The organism is Nonomuraea aurantiaca (genome assembly GCF_020215705.1).
Classification (GTDB): domain Bacteria; phylum Actinomycetota; class Actinomycetes; order Streptosporangiales; family Streptosporangiaceae; genus Nonomuraea; species Nonomuraea aurantiaca.
This window is the reverse complement of record NZ_JAIWNB010000050.1, coordinates 1-15,020: the sequence shown is the minus strand read 5'-3', so window position 1 is coordinate 15,020 and position 15,020 is coordinate 1. Positions and strand designations below refer to the sequence as shown.

The following is a 15,020-nucleotide window of genomic DNA, read 5'->3' as shown; positions in this document are numbered from 1 at the left end:
CGATCGAACGTGACTAAGGAGCCGCCCAGTGCGACCACCCCCCCTGCGTCTCGTCGCCGTCGCGATCATCGCGGTGGCCATGTCAGGCATCGCCCCCGCTCCGGCGGAGGCGGCCCACAACACCCGGATCAAAGCGGTGACCTCAGGAAACGCCCGCTTCGAAGTGCTGTCCCCCACCCTGATAAGGACCGAGTACGCGGGCGACGCCAAATTCCTCGACACCCCGACCTTCAACGCCGTCGGGCGCGGCGCCTTTCCGTCGACACCCTTCACATCGAGCACGTCGAACGGCTGGCTCACCATCAGGACGAGCGCGCTCACCCTGCGCTACCAGGTCGGTTCGGGCCCGTTCACCCCGCAGAACCTCTCGGTCAGCTTGAAGACCACCACCGCCGCCCCATGGCAACAACTGACCTGCCCCGCCGGCGCCCTGTGCGAGGCCGAGGACCTCTCGTACGGCGGGCTGGCTGTCGCCACCGACCACTCCGGCTTCACCGGCGCGGGTTTCCTGGCGGGCTTCGAGGGGACGGGCAACTCGCTGTCCGCGGACGTGAACGCGACCACGTCAGGGCAGTACCAGTTCGCCATCCGCTACTCCAACGCCGTCGGCGGCGACGGCCAGCACACGCCGCGCACGCTCACCCTGTCGGTGGACGGGGGCACCGGCCAGACGGTGACCCTGCCGGTGACCGCGAACTGGGACACCTGGGCCATCGCCACACCCGGAGTGCAGCTCGCCGCGGGCCGGCACATCATCACGCTCACCCGCACACCCGCCGACTCCGGCAACGTCAACATCGACAGCCTCGCGCTGCTGCCACCGGGCGCCGGATATCCGCCGCCGTCGGCCAGAGCCACCGTGTCCTGCGCGTACGGCACGAGCTGCGAGGCCGAGGCGGGCGGGCTCGCCGGTACGGCGAAGGTGGTGCAGGACCACGCCGGCTACGCGGGCAGAGGTTTCGTCGCCGAACTCAACCAGGGCGCGAGCCTGGCCACCCGCCTCGTGGGCGTGCCCGCCGACGGCACGTACACGCTGCACATCCGCTACGCCAACGGCGTCGGCGGCGACGGCCTGCACCAGACGCGAACGGCCACCGTCACCACAGGCGGCGCCACACAGCAGATGACCTTCCCGACCACGGCCGGCTGGGACACCTGGGCGACGGCCGCCACCCCGATCGCGCTCAAGTCCGGCACGAACGACATCACCCTCACCTGCCCCGGCGCCTCCGGCTGCCGCGTCAACGCGGACACGCTCGCGGTGACCCCCACCGGCACGGCCGCCCCGCCGCCCCACCTCCCGCTCGGCGGCTACCGCCGCAGCCTCGACAACGTGAACGGCGACAACGGCACCCCGCCGACCACTCCGGGCCTGCTGCACAAGGACGGCTGGTACCTGCTCGACGACACACTCTCGGCCCTGTACGACCCCGCCACCGGGAAGGTCACCCAGCGGCCCGGCGGCAGGGCGTACCAGGACGGTTACTTCTTCGGTTACGGTCACGACTACAAGCGCGCCCTGTCGGACCTGTCCACCCTGACCGGGCCGCCGGCGCTGCTTCCCCGCTGGGCGTACGGCGTGTGGTACTCCGAGTACATCGACCGCACCGCGGCCGACTACCAGAACACGATCCTGCCCAGGTTCCGCTCCGAGGGCGTCCCGCTGGACGTCCTGGTCACCGACACCGACTTCAAGTCGCCCAACACCTGGAGCGGCTGGCAGATCGACCGGACGAAGTTCCCCGACCCGAAGGCGTTCTTCGACTGGTCGGCCGCCCAGGGCCTGCACAACACGCTCAACGTCCATCCCAGCATCGTCGGCGACGACCCCCAGTTCGCCCAGGCGCAGGCCACGGCCAAGGGCAAGCTGCGTAGCGGCGGGTGCGCAGGAGCCGCGGGCGCGAACTGCCACACCTTCGACTGGGGCGATCCCGACCAGCTCAAGGCGTACATGGACCTGCACAAGACCATGGATCAGCAGGGCAACGACTTCTGGTGGCTCGACTGGTGCTGCGACGCCTCGCAGTCCTCGCTGCCCGGCGTGACCCCTGACGCCTGGATCCACCAGCAGTACGCCGCGGCCCACGGCGGCTTCGTGCTCTCCCGTGCCTTCGGCTCCCTCCAGACAGGCTCGTACGCCGGCCGCTCGGGCCTGCCCACCGGCCCGTGGGCCGACAAGCGCACCACTGTCCACTTCACCGGCGACACGTCCTCCACCTGGGGAACCCTCCGGGCGGAGGTCGGCTACACGCCCGGCGAATCCGCTGCCACCGGCATGTCTTCCATCAGCCACGACATCGGCGGCCACAACGACACCACGGGCCTGCCGGGCTCGGAGACCTACATCGACAACGGGCAGACCAGGCGGACCAGCAAGCTGCCCGACGACCTGTACGCCCGGTGGGTCCAGTTCGGCACCTTCCAGCCCATCGACCGCCTGCACAGCAACCACGGCGACCGGCTGCCCTGGCAGTACGGGACCGCGGCGAAGGACTCGGCGAAGAAGTTCCTCAACCTGAGGGAGAACCTGGTCCCCTACACCTACACGCTGGCCCAGGAGGCCAACGCCACCGGCGTCCCGATCGTCCGCCCGACATACCTGGAATATCCCGAAGAGGAGAACGCGTACGCCACCGCCGCCAGCCAGTACTTCTACGGCCCCGACCTCCTGGTCGCGCCAGTGACCACGCCCGGCGCGACGGCCACGACCTCGGTGTGGTTCCCGCCCGGGCAGTGGACCGACTACTTCACCGGCCAGACCTACACCGGCGGCACCACCCGGAACATCACCACTGGCCTCGACACGATGCCCGTGTTCGTCAAGGCCGGGGCCATCCTGCCGACCAGGACCGCCGACGTCGCCAACGACGTCCAGAACCCCCTGGACAAGATCACCCTGAGCATCGCCTCGGGGGCCTCCGGCTCGTACACGCTGTACGACAAGACCACGATCCGCTACTCGGAGTCAGGAGGGCGGCGGACCGTGAAGATCAGCGGCAAGGCGCGCCAATGGACGCTCAACTTCCTGAACGCCGCCCCTCCCGCGGACCTGCCCGCCGACGCGTACCGCTATGACAGCGCCACCCGCACCCTGACCGTCAAGCTCCCCAAACACGCCACTTGGCTCAGCTTCACCTCCGACTGACACCCGAGGCCCCGTCGGGGCGGGGCCTCACACCACGCAGATCGGTTCGGTCACGCCGGCATAGATCGATGCCCTGTCCGCGTCCTTGCTTGGCGACATCGCGAGGAGGACAGGTGGATCCAGGGTTTGAGGCGGACTTCCGGGAGTTCGTCATCGATCGATCAGGAGCGCTGTTCCATACCGCGTACCTGCTGACCGGCGACCGGCACGCCGCCGAGGACTTGGTCCAGTCGGCGCTGGCGAAGACCGCCGCGAAGTGGCGCGGCCTGCGCGACACCGCTGCCATCGAGGGCTATGTCCGCCGCGCCATGTACCACGAGCAGGTGAGCTGGTGGCGGCGCCGGTCCCGCGTCGCGGAAGTGTCCACCGGGTGGCTGCCCGAACAGATCGGCGATGGGCACGCCGAGATGGTGGATCTTCGCCTGGTGATGCGCGCGGCTCTTGCCCGGCTGACACCGCGGCAGCGGACCATGCTCGTGCTGCGCTACTTCGAAGACCTGTCCGAGACCGAGATCGCGCGACTGCTCGGGGTCAGGGTGGGGTCGGTGCGCAGCCAGATTTACCGGTCGTTGGAGCGCCTGAAGAAGGCCGCACCTGAACTGAGCACCGTGAGGGAGTTCGGATGAACATCGAGGATCTGCTGCGTGAGACCTTCTCCGACATGGCTCATGAGGAGCAGCCACCCTCACCGGGCCGGTTCCTCCAGGTCAACCGGGGTCGATCCCGTCGGCGCGGCCTCGCCCTGTCGGCGGCGGTGGCCGTAGCCGTGATGGCGGTCGGATCCACGCTCGTGGTCCAGGGGCTGTCCTCTGGGGTGGTGGTCTCCAAGGGTGTCACCGAGCAGGGCTCTGACGAGGCGCTTGTGGAGACCAAACAGGGACAGATCACCCTGACCGTGAGGGAAGGACTACGGCTCTCACAGATCTTGGAGCAGTTGTCGACCGCCACCGGCAGACCGCTGGTGGAGTTCGAGCGGGCCGCCAAGGACGGCAGGGCGCTCGGCCTTCCGGCCTACGCCAAGGGTGCGCTGGAAGGATTCGCCTTCCCCGGAACCTACGAGGTCTCGCCCACGTCGAGCCCCGACGAGATCCTCGCCGCGATGGTGGCACGCTTCAATCGCGCCGCCGAGGACAGCGACCTGGCGGACGGTGCCAGGCGTGTCGGCCGTACGCCATTGGAGATCCTGACCATCGCCAGCATCGTCCAGGCCGAGTCGATCAACAAGCGCGACATGCCCAAGATCGCGCGGGTGATCTACAACCGGCTGAACCACACGCCCGAGATGAAGCTCCAGGTGAACAGCACGATCCTGTACGGCCTGGACAAGTCCGGCACCGTGGCCTCGAACGAGGATCTCAAGAACCGGTCGCGGTACAACACCTATGCGCGCCTCGGTCTGCCGCCCGGTCCCATCTGTAACCCGGGCGCCGACGCCATCGAGGCCGCCCTGAAGCCGGACGCCGGACCGTGGCTGTACTTCGTGACGACCGATCCGAAGAAGGGCGTCACGAAGTTCGCCGACTCCCGATCCGAGGCCGAAAAGCTGTTCGAGGAATACAGAAAGAACACCAGGTGAGGGCTCGCCTCGCGCAGCTTTCCCTGGTTGGGTGAAGTGGTGCAGGGCGACGAACGGAGTGAAGTTAACCGTGCCACAAATGGAACGGTGATGCCATGACATGAGTTTCATGCCCCGTCGAGAGTCTCCTTGCGGAAGATTTCGCCTGATCGGGCCGAAGCAGGAGGTCTTCTGGACCGAGCTCGGCGGCTCGGCCACGATGAGGACATGACGGGGAGTGGATCAGCGCAGCCGCCGACGGCGGGCGGAGGAGCGGGCTCGCGCCTGAACTGGACGGCAGTGAGCGCTCTGGCGGCTGCGATCGCCGCCGTGATCGCCCTGGTCGCGTACCTGGCGCCGCCGACCCCGCCTCCGCAGCCACAACCCCAACCCCAACCCCAACCCCAGGCCCAGCCCGACACGGAAGTCCCCACCCCGGCCCCGCGGTCATCGTCACAAAAACCGGTGACCACCCGGCATGCACGGCGGACCCCGAGTCCATCGCCTGAGTCCAGCACGCCCGAACCACCGAGCCCCACGCGAGAGGCCCCGGCTTCCTCCCCACTGCTGCCGGCGGTCCGGCCCGGCGGCTGCGATGAGGCGGCGACGGCGCTGACCGCATACCGCCGCAACGCCGGGACCGTCCGCAGCAGCATGGCGGCCGCGGCTCAGCAGACGCACCACGACCTGATGGGCGCGGTTCTCGACGCGGAAGGAGTGGTGGGAGCGAAGATCAGCCGGCTGGCCGCCGAATTCCAGGAACTGAACTTCCGCTTGACCGGCATGACCGGCGGCGACCCCAACCAGGTGATCGCGGACATCAACACAGACGTCGCGGAGCTCAATAGGCTGTGCGAATCCCCCTGACCTTGGTCACGCGGCGGGCTGCCGGCGAAGTCGGCCAGCTTGTCGACCGGCTGGAACCAGCACTCGCTGACCAGGGCGGCAGGGGAGACGGCGCCCAGCCCCGCCAGCGAGTGCACGTCCGGCATCTGGTTGCTGCGCCGGGGCACCTGCAGAGCCTGGCCCAGGTCGGGCGCTGGCTCCGGTGACTCATCTGCCCGCCGCCGGTGCACGCGGTCAGCGCCGTGGCCAGGACGGCGGCGCTCGCGCCGCCGAGGAACTGGCGGCGGCTGACGCCTGCCACGCCACTTCGGCCCCGACAAGACCCCGTGGCCGTTTTGCGCCGGTTTTGTCCACGACGGAATTCTGCGCTTTTTTCCCGGGTCATTTTTCCGGGTTATTGACGACATATAAATGACTGGGCACACTCTCCGCAGGCTGCGCCGGACGGACCGCTCAGCAGCAGCGAGCGCGGCAGGCGCTGACGTGGAGGACGTGACTGATGACTGATTCCAACAACGGGTTGAACCTCGACCGACGGTCCCTGCTGGTGGGCGCCGCCGGCTTTCTAGGAGCGGCGGCACTGCCCGCGACCGCCGCGCAGGCGAAGACCTCCATGAAGCGATACCCGTCGAACTGGCCCGACCTTGAGCCCTACGGCCTCGCCGACACCCGGCCCGACCTGTGGCCGCGCGAGGACAACTCCTTCATCCTCCCGCTGGAACTCCGCCCTCGTGACAAGGAGCTCGGCCGGGTCTGGATGCGGGACACGTACGTCAACTGCTTCGTCGTGAAGGGTCGTCCGATCTACGTCGCCACCGGCACCACCCGGGTGCCCGGGGTCGAGGCCGCCGCCCCGTGGAACGACGGCATCTTCATGTGGGTGTCCCCGTCCCTGCGCGGACCGTGGAAGCTGGCCGACACCACCGGCATCCGCCCCGGCGCCGAGCAGGGCAAGGTCTGGTCGCCCGAGTTCGTCGACGAGAACCGGCCAGGACGCATGGTGGTCGCTCCGTGGCAGGAGTACTGGCACGACGACCAGTTCGGCAAGCGCGGCGCTGCCTGGGCCCCGGAGGTGCACTACTTCCGCGGCAAGTGGTACATCGTCGCCTGCATGGGCGACCACTCGAAGAAGGTCGGCTCGTTCATGCTCGTGAGCGAGGGCGGCCCCGAAGGCCCGTACCGGCTCGTTCAGGGCAACTACGACAAGCCGTTCGGCGACTCTTTCATCGGCGGGCCCGGCTTCATCCTGCCCGGCGCCTACCACCACATCGACGGCAGCCTCTACACCGAGGGCGATGACGCCTGGCTGGTGCTGCACAACAACCTGTACGCGAAGTTCCGGGACGACATGGAGGACATCGTCCCGACCACCAACCTCCCGCAGTTCCAGCAGACGCCCTACGCGCCCGAGCCGTATCTCGAAGGCGCGTACGTGTTCAAGCACGGCGGCAAGTACTTCCTGCTCCAGGCCGCCTGGAACCGGACCTCGACCAATGACGACGGCAGCATCCGATACGCCTATGACCCACCCGGCACCGGTCGCGCGCAGTACCACTATGACGCGGTAGTCGCCGTCTCGGACACCTTCGAGGGTCCGTACTCGAAGCGGTGGACCGTGGGTGTCGGCGCCGGCCACAACAACTTCTTCGTGGATCACAGCGGCAAGCTGTGGGCGACGTTCTTCCGCAACCCCAGATTCGGCTACTGGGCCGACCCGTCACGCGTCGGCGACACGGCGGTGCCCGGGATCGTGCGGGTGGAATGGACGGGACCGAAGGGCAATCGCCTGTACGTCCAGCGCCGGAACCACTGACCTGTCCCCGCTCAGCGCCATTTGGTGACAAGCGGCCGCCCCGTAGTGGCGTGATCGGTTCATTCGGCATGGGCGGGCCTGTCCGCCCGTGTCCTGCTGCGTTGCGAGAGGGAGGACGAAGGCTGACGGCTCCACGGTCGCGACGATCACCGGCATCGACGGGCAGCTGGGGCTGTTGTACTCGCGCCTTCCCGGGATTGGCGCGGACCCGGCGGCGGAGAGTGGGGACGGGCATCTGACGACCGCTCACTTTGACCGCAATACGCCGGAAGGGAGCTGTGCGGACTGCCGTGGGGTGGGCGGGGCGCTGGCAGGCGCAGGGGCCGAATTTTGGGTCCGGACAAGTCCAGGTTTTTCCTTCACTCTCGGCTAATGACCTATCCCCCACGGAGGCTTGCGATGGTGCTTGCCCAGATCGCTCGCTGGACCGCCGCTCTCAGCATGGCGGCGGCCATGACCTTCGCAGTCGCCCCGCCCTCTGCCGCGGCCGCGCCGCCCGACTTCCGGCCGGGTGCGCCCGGTCTCGGTGACCCCTACTTCCCCCTGGAGGGAAACGGCGGGTACGACGCCCAGCACTACTCCCTCAACCTTGCCTACGACCCTGCCACCAAGGTGCTCAGGGGGACGGTGCACATGCTGGCTCGCGCCACCCAGGACCTGTCCCGCTTCGATCTGGACTTCCAGCAACTCACCGTGAGATCGGTCACGGTCAACGGCCGCCAGGCCGCCTACGTACGCGACGGCCAGGAGCTGATCGTTACTCCCAAGTCGGGCCTGCGGCGTCAGAGCGTGTTCGACGTGGGCGTCACCTACGACGGCATCCCGCAGCCGCTCGGCGGCCCGATCGTGTTCGGTTCGCCGTACGGGTGGATCGCCACGGAGGACGGCGTGCTCGTCGCCTGCGAGCCGAACGCGGCCAGCACCTGGTTCCCCTCCAACGACCACCCGAGCGACAAGGCGACCTACTCCATCTCGGTGACCGTTCCCAAGGGGCTCATAGCCGCGGCCAACGGCGTGCTGACGGCGCAGGCAACTCACGGTGACACGACGACCTTCCTGTGGAACGAGCTGCGTCCGATGGCGTCGTACCTGGTCACGGCCACGATCGGCCGGTTCGACGTACGGAAGGGCAGGACGCCGGACGGCCTGCGCGAATGGGTCGCCACCGATCCGACCGTGCCGGGCACCGACGTCGTCTTCCAGCAGACCGCCGACATCACCGACTACTGGAGCGAACTGTTCGGGCGCTACCCGTTCGAGGAGACGGGCGCGATTGTCGACAACGCCCCCATCGTCGGCTTCTCGCTGGAGAATCAGACCAAGCCGCTGTACTCCGCCGTCCGCAGCGAGACCACGGTCGCGCACGAGCTGTCCCATCAGTGGTTCGGCGACAGCGTTTCGGTACGGACCTGGCAGCACATCTGGCTCAACGAGGGCTTCGCCACCTTCGCCCAGCGGTACTGGACCGAGCACACCGGCGGCCAGACCGTCCAGGCGTGGTTCGACCAGCAGTACGCCGGCAGGCCGGAGTCGTTCTGGCAGTCGAAGGTGGCCGATCCGCAGCGCGACACCATGTTCGGCACCGCCGTCTACAACCGCGGCGGCATGACGCTCCAGGCGCTGCGCGTGAAGATCGGCGACGAGCCCTTCTTCCGGCTGCTGCGGACATGGGCGGCCGACCATCGCTACGGCCTGGCCGACACCGACGAGTTCATCACGCTCGCGGAGAAGATCTCCGGCCGGGACCTGACCGAGTTCTTCAACGTCTGGCTGTTCACCCCGACCAAGCCCGTGACGTGGTGACGACGTTCTGCTGAGCTGAGGGTTCGCGGGGCGATCAGGCTGCTCCGCGGCCCTGACGCGGGCGATGATGCGTCGGGCGACCAGCCGACGATGCCAGGACAACAAAGTGAAGCGGAACGGTGTGCCTGGCGCCCGGCGACGGCGGGACCGTCCTAGCTGGAGCACACAAAGTCGGCTCCCGTCTAGGCTGAATCTCGCACGTGACGGACAGGAGGCTGAGGTGGCCGAGACGGCGCTGGGCGAGGTGATGGCCGAGCTGGCCGGGTTGGAGGACCCGAAGGCGCGCGAGGTGAACGAGAGGCACGGTGACGATCACGGTGTGAACCTCGGCAAGCTGCGCGCGCTCGCCAAGCGGCTGAAGACGCAGCAGGAACTCGCGTGCCGTCTCTGGGAGACGGATGACACCGCGGCGAAACTGCTGGCGATCCTGATCTGCCGCCCGAAAGCGTTCGAGCGTGACGAACTGGACGGCATGCTGCGCAAGGCGCGCACGCCCAAGGTGCACGACTGGCTCGTGAACTACGTGGTGAAGAAGAACCCGCACGCCGAAGAGCTGCGCCTGGCCTGGTTCGCCGATCCGGACCCGGTGGCCGCGAGCGCCGGCTGGGCGCTGACCGCCGAACGCGTGACGAAGCAACCCGAGGGACTCGACCTCGCGGGGCTGCTCGATGTCATCGAGGCGGAGATGAAAGACGCCCCGGATCGCCTGCAGTGGGCGATGAACGACTGCCTGGCTCAGATCGGGATCGAGCACGCCGAGCACCGCGCTCGTGCCATCGACATCGGGGAGCGCCTGGAGGTGCTCAAGGACTACCCCACCTTCCCAGGCTGCACGTCTCCGTTCGCGCCCATCTGGATCAACGAGATGGTGCGCCGGCAGCACGACAAGTAGGGAGGGCCTGCACGCCTCGTTCACACGCAGCCCTACTTCGCCCATCAATCGGCAGGCACAAGGGGGCCTGGTGACCTGAAGCGGGGTCACACGCTGGGTGCGTTCGCTATGGGCGGGCCAAGACGAGTTCGAGCAGCTTGGCGAGCTGGTCGAGCTGTTCCTGATCCAGAGGGCCGGTCCTGGGCGCCAGGGCGCGTCGGACTTCGTCCTCCATTCGCTTGGCCAGTTCGAGACCGGCCGGGGTCATGTACACCTCGACGACCCGGCCGTCATCGGGATTCTTGCCGCGCGTCAGCAGCCCCCGGCGCTGGGCGCGGACGATGAGGGTGGACATCGTGGATTTGTCCAGGCCGAGGTAGGCGGCCAGATCGGTGACACGGGCGCGGCGGTCGCGGAGGATGCCGAGCACCCGTAGTTGGGTGAGCGACAGGTCGTGCTCGCCACCGATACGGGTCAGCACACGGGCCACCTCGAAGGTGGTCCGGACGAGGGCGTCCACGACATCGTCGGCGGCGGTCATGCCGTCATGCTAGCCCCGGCATGGTTGGCAATACCCACCATGTCGGGCTGGGGAGGCCGGCCCCGCCGCCGGGGGTCTCGCGACTCGCACCCGCGTCAGGTGATCGACGGATACGGCATCGAACAAGCCTTTGATTGACATGGTTGGCATTTCCAACCATTATAAAAATGGTTGGAAATACAAACTATCTCTAGGAGGTCACCATGCACGCTGCAGTCATCTCGGCGGCGGATGCCCCGCCGGTCTATCGTGAGCACCCCGACCCCACGGAACATGACGGCGACGAGCTGGTCGTTGAGGTCCTCGCGGCCGGCCTGCACCATCTGACCAGGTCCAGGGCGAACGGCTCGCACTACTCCAGCAACGGCATGTACCCGCTGGTCCCCGGCGTCGACGGCGTCGTACGCGACAGAGAGGGCAACCTCCGGTACGTGGTCATGGACGACACGGCTCTGGGGACGTTCGCCGACCACACCCTCATCGACCCTCGACGCAGCGTCATCCTGCCCGACGGCATCGACCCCGTGCAGATCGCCGCCGCGATGAACCCGGCCATGTCGTCCTGGGTCGCGCTGCGCCGACGCGTCGACTTCCACGCCGGTCAGCGCGTCCTCGTCCTCGGCGCCACCGGCAACGCCGGACGAATGGCCGTCCAGATCGCCAAGCTGTTCGGCGCCGCCCAGGTCATCGCCGCCGGCCGCGACACCACCCGCCTGAAGGCGCTGGCCGCGCTTGGCGCCGACGAGACGATCACCTTCGACCAGATCGGCCGCGCGGCCGACGTCGACGTGGTCATCGACTACTTGTGGGGCGACTGCGCCGCCGACGCCATGATCCCGATGCTCACCGCCCGCGCCGACCGTACCGCCCCGCTGACCTGGATCCAGATCGGATCCATCGTCGGCCAGACCGCGCCGATCCCCTCCGCGGCACTGCGCTCCGCCCGCCTGCAGATCGTCGGCAGCGGCATCGGCTCCGTCCCCGCCCGCGATTTCCTCGCCGAGCTGCCGGAGCTGGCCTCAGCGGTGGCCGCGAGCGCGATCGACGTACGGGCCCGCGCCGTACCCCTCGCCCAGGTCACGCGGGCGTGGAGCGCCGAGACCGCCGACCGCATCGTTTTCGTCCCCTGAAGGAAATCGTGGCTTCGTTGAGCAGCAGCGGGAAACGGGCCCGGTCCACCGTCTACGACCGTTTCCGCTCGTGGGCGGTGAGCGGGTGTTCGAGCAATTGGTGCAGCGATGATCGCTGAGGCCGCGGCCCCTGGCCAGGCGGATCGCGATCTGGTCAGCGTGGACTCCATCACGGCCCGCGCCAACCACCACGCTGCCGGGATGGCGCTGGACGGCGAGCTGGCCGCAGCGCTTCAATAACGCCTGCCTGTGGGGCGTCCGCGCACCAGGCCGGGCGCGGTCGCCGCGGACAAGGCGTATTCCTCCCTCGGCAACCGTGCCTATCTGCGCGGACGCAGGTCAAGGCGGTCATCCCAGAGAAGACCGACCAGGCGGCCAACCGCAAGAACGCGGTTCCCGCGGCGGCCGGCCAGTCCGCCATGATCCTCTAGGCTGGTGTTCCTGTGGGTGAGCGTTCGTGGTCACGGCGCTAGAGGCCGAGATCGTCCAGTTCCTTCAGCAGCGCGGCCCTTGACGAGGGGGCCGGCTCCCCGGGCTTCGCGGGTTCCTGGAGCTTCTCCCGACGGAGGCGGCGGTCACGGAACACCCATCCGCCCACCAGGCCGGCCAGGAAGCCGAACCCATGGGCCTGCCAGCCGACCCCCTCCTCCGGCAGCAGCCCCATGAACTGGTAGGCGAAGCACAGCGCCATCACCAACCCGATCACGATGTCGATGAGGTGCCGGTCGAACGCCCCGCGTACCAGCACGTACCCGAAGTACCCGAACACCACCCCGCTGGCGCCCACCCCGATGCCCGTCGGGCTGGCGGTGAACCAGGCGCCCAGGCCACTGACCAGGATGATGAACGCCGTCACGCTGATGAACTTGCTCACCCCGCGATAGGCGGACAGGAACCCGAAGATGAACAGCGGCCCCGAGTTGGCCTCGATGTGTTCCCAGCTCCAGTGGAGGAACGGGGAGGTGACGATGCCGGGCAGGGTTTCGGGGTCCCACGCCTGAAGGCCGAACTCCTTGCTCAGGTCGTACGCCGACGCCCAGTTGAAGACCTGGATCGTCCAAATGACGGCCAGGAATCCGACCATCACCCATAACGCCTTGCGGGCTTCGGCGATCATGATTTCGGCCGTTGGACCGCTCTTGCCCTCCATCTGTTCCTCCCTGATCATCCGAGGTGCGCCGATCATTATGGGGACTCCAGGTCACGGAACGGAGCATTTCCCACGGACGGGCATCCTGGCGGTGCCGATCGCCGATGGGAATGATGACGGGATGGAATATCGCGAGCTGGGACGATCAGGGCTGCGGTATCGGCGCTCACCATGGGCACGATGACGTTCGGCGGCGGGGGCAAGTTCGCCTACCAAGAAGCGAAAGATCGGCTAGGGAGCGTCAAGCATCAAGTGAGACCAGACATTCCACCGCCAAAGCCCAGGGGTAGCTGCCGATGCGTTCCCCACGCCGGTGTGCCACTACCTCACGGGTGACGGGACGCTCGTGGAAAGACCTGACCCACACAGGCTGGAGCCACGCTTCGTCCCACCGGCGGCCTCACTGCTGGCGATGGCGTCCTGGCGGGCGGCCGACTGCGCGTCGGCGGCGCTCGCTTTTGCCCCGGACGCTGACGGGGGACCCGGGGTACTTGATGGCGAAGCTCCTGCTGCGAGCGCTGCACCACCTGCTGTTCGTCCACGATGCTGGGAGACCGCCTCCTGAGTCCGGCAGCCCCCTCAACGGCCGAGTGGTCGGCGAGGAGGTCGTCAGGGCGCTGTCTCACGGTGCTCATCCATGCGGTGCGGTAGGGGCAGTTCACCGTGAGCCTGGTGATGGTTTTCGCAACTCATGGCTGATCATGAATGAACGGTTACTCGCGTCGAGGATCGAGATCGTCAGCTGGCGAGTCTTCTCGAAGGTCATCGTGGAAGCGGCCTCGAAGAACGGAGTTCCCGGCCGCAACAGGCCCTCGTTGACGGCTTGGAGGATCAGGTTGCCCGTTACCTGCCCGCCACGCTCGGTCGCGGCGAAGATGACCATCTCCGCCATGTACTCGTCGGGGTCCCGGCCCAGCTGGGGGACTCCTCTGGTCAGGCGGGCATGCTCCGCGCTCAGGGAATCGGGGTGATCGGCGGGAGAGGGGACGACAGGGGGTGGCGATTCCGGAAGTGGCGACGCAGGGGGCTGGGATGCCGGGGGTCGGGATGCGATCACCCGGGCGCACTCGGCGTGGAGCCTGCGGAGAAACTTGAGGCGTTTACGCCATGCCCATTGCGCGTGTTCACGGTGCCCGTACCGCATCGTCCAGTGCGAGAGCCAGATCGACGTATCAGTGCCCTCCGCTGTGGCGGTGGCCGAGACGCTGAGCGTGGGAGGACCACGCGTACTTCCAAGCGCGCTTCGCGAAGACGTGCTGGCTGCAGGCGTACGTGGACAACGCCCGCGGGCGCCCTTACGTCGGCCATGCGGTTGCGTCCTAGTGGCATCCCCAGCCGAAGACAGCGGCGGTCGAAGTGCACTCGTACATGGACGGCATCCAACTGGCCTGGCTGCGCGAACGTGCTCGTCTTGATCGAGTGGCGTTGTTGATAGAGCTGGATGCATCATCCTGGCGTACCCCGCCTTGTGGTCTTCAGCCGTGTCGAGAACCGGCAGGTCACAGCCCATGGATGGGGTTTTCGGCACCTACAGGGTCGATCGGTGGCCGTCCCGGCCCGTGCTTGGGGTAGGTCCAGCGTCGCTTCACCAAGTCGGCGTGCCAACGCAGCAGCGTCCGCGGTGTGACGAACAGATGACATCGGCGGCGTCGGGACAGGAGTCGCGCGAGCGCGGAAATGACCGCCCGCTCCGCCCACGACAGTCGGGGAGCGGCGACCTGGCGGCGGAGCACAGCCCGCTGACGCCGCAATACCAGGATCTCTGCATCCTTGGACGTGTGGGTGCCCGAAACTCGGCTGTCAGGGCTGGCCTGGGTTTGGCGTTCCCGTTCTTGCAGGCATGAATCGCTGTCTATGGCGTTGCGGCTTTATCTGATCTTCGTCCATCTCGCGGGTTGGGTGGTGCTGCTGGGTCGTTCGCAGAGGTCGAAAGATGCGGAGATTCTGGTCTTGCGTCATCAGCTCGCGGTGTTGGAGCAATGCTAGAGACCTGTGGATCGACCGGGAAGGGGTGTACCTTCCCGGTGATCGTTTGAGGTCTCACACGCATGGCCGACGCGCCAACGTCGGCTGGGAAGGCACACCCATGCTCACCGTAGTCCCCGACCCCGCCGACGGCGACCGTCGCATGACCGATGGCCTCGTCTCCGCCGCGCTGATCGACGA

Annotated in this window: 13 protein-coding genes and 1 pseudogene; 10 read left to right on the top strand and 4 right to left on the bottom strand. The window is 67.7% G+C overall.

Translation table 11 applies throughout. The annotated features are described in order from the left end of the window. Positions 1–28: 28 nt before the first annotated feature. The 4 genes from LDL49_RS52890 to LDL49_RS52875 all read left to right on the top strand — a co-directional run bounded on the left by LDL49_RS52890 (position 29) and on the right by LDL49_RS52875 (position 5,567). Positions 29–3,145, top strand: coding sequence for a TIM-barrel domain-containing protein (locus LDL49_RS52890; protein ID WP_225302546.1), 3,117 nt, complete (start codon positions 29–31; stop codon positions 3,143–3,145). Between the two features lie 113 nt (positions 3,146–3,258). Continuing rightward, positions 3,259–3,771, top strand: coding sequence for a SigE family RNA polymerase sigma factor (locus LDL49_RS52885; protein ID WP_225302545.1), 513 nt, complete (start codon positions 3,259–3,261; stop codon positions 3,769–3,771). Then, positions 3,768–4,721, top strand: a complete 954-nt coding sequence (mltG, locus tag LDL49_RS52880) for an endolytic transglycosylase MltG (protein WP_225302544.1) — start codon at positions 3,768–3,770, stop codon at positions 4,719–4,721. Before LDL49_RS52885 ends, mltG begins: the two co-directional genes overlap by 4 nt. 633 nt (positions 4,722–5,354) lie before the next feature. Next, entirely contained in the window at positions 5,355–5,567 is a 213-nt protein-coding gene (locus tag LDL49_RS52875; protein WP_225302543.1) for a hypothetical protein, read from the top strand. Here LDL49_RS52875 and LDL49_RS59610 read toward each other — a convergent pair. Continuing rightward, complete coding sequence (locus tag LDL49_RS59610) at positions 5,542–5,931, bottom strand: twin-arginine translocation signal domain-containing protein (protein ID WP_225302542.1); 390 nt, start codon at positions 5,929–5,931, stop codon at positions 5,542–5,544. The two genes, LDL49_RS52875 and LDL49_RS59610, sit on opposite strands and share 26 nt — an antisense overlap. A gap of 114 nt (positions 5,932–6,045) precedes the next feature. On the opposite strand from LDL49_RS59610, the gene LDL49_RS52865 reads away from it, so the two are divergent. From LDL49_RS52865 to LDL49_RS52855, 3 genes are all read left to right on the top strand, one after another. Next, positions 6,046–7,359, top strand: coding sequence for a family 43 glycosylhydrolase (locus LDL49_RS52865; protein WP_225302541.1), 1,314 nt, complete (start codon positions 6,046–6,048; stop codon positions 7,357–7,359). Positions 7,360–7,758: 399 nt separating this feature from the next. Next, a complete protein-coding gene (locus tag LDL49_RS52860) occupies positions 7,759–9,162 on the top strand; it encodes a M1 family metallopeptidase (RefSeq protein WP_225302540.1) in 1,404 nt (467 codons plus the stop codon). A gap of 220 nt (positions 9,163–9,382) precedes the next feature. After that, positions 9,383–10,054 carry a DNA alkylation repair protein gene (locus tag LDL49_RS52855; protein ID WP_225302539.1) on the top strand — a complete coding sequence of 224 codons (672 nt, stop codon included), beginning with the start codon at positions 9,383–9,385 and terminating at the stop codon, positions 10,052–10,054. A 106-nt stretch (positions 10,055–10,160) separates the two neighbouring features. Here LDL49_RS52855 and LDL49_RS52850 read toward each other — a convergent pair whose 3' ends face one another. After that, positions 10,161–10,574, bottom strand: coding sequence for a MarR family winged helix-turn-helix transcriptional regulator (locus LDL49_RS52850; protein WP_225302538.1), 414 nt, complete (start codon positions 10,572–10,574; stop codon positions 10,161–10,163). A gap of 203 nt (positions 10,575–10,777) precedes the next feature. Between LDL49_RS52850 and LDL49_RS52845 the strand changes: the two genes are divergently transcribed. The 3 genes and pseudogenes from LDL49_RS52845 to LDL49_RS59600 form a co-directional block, all read left to right on the top strand. Beyond that, complete coding sequence (locus LDL49_RS52845) at positions 10,778–11,704, top strand: quinone oxidoreductase family protein (protein ID WP_225302537.1); 927 nt, start codon at positions 10,778–10,780, stop codon at positions 11,702–11,704. 108 nt (positions 11,705–11,812) lie between these two features. After that, on the top strand, positions 11,813–11,944 hold the full coding sequence (locus LDL49_RS59605) for a hypothetical protein (protein WP_372470723.1): 132 nt from the start codon (positions 11,813–11,815) through the stop codon (positions 11,942–11,944). Then, positions 11,945–12,128, top strand: a pseudogene (locus tag LDL49_RS59600) (IS5/IS1182 family transposase); the annotation flags it as partial. Positions 12,129–12,173: 45 nt separating this feature from the next. Here the strand turns inward: LDL49_RS59600 and LDL49_RS52835 are convergent. Both LDL49_RS52835 and LDL49_RS52830 read right to left on the bottom strand, forming a co-directional pair. After that, positions 12,174–12,890, bottom strand: a complete 717-nt coding sequence (locus LDL49_RS52835; protein ID WP_225302536.1) for a rhomboid family intramembrane serine protease — start codon at positions 12,888–12,890, stop codon at positions 12,174–12,176. 622 nt (positions 12,891–13,512) lie between these two features. After that, positions 13,513–13,746 (bottom strand): hypothetical protein, encoded by a 234-nt coding sequence (locus LDL49_RS52830; protein WP_225302535.1) that lies wholly within the window; start codon positions 13,744–13,746, stop codon positions 13,513–13,515. Positions 13,747–15,020: the final 1,274 nt, after the last annotated feature.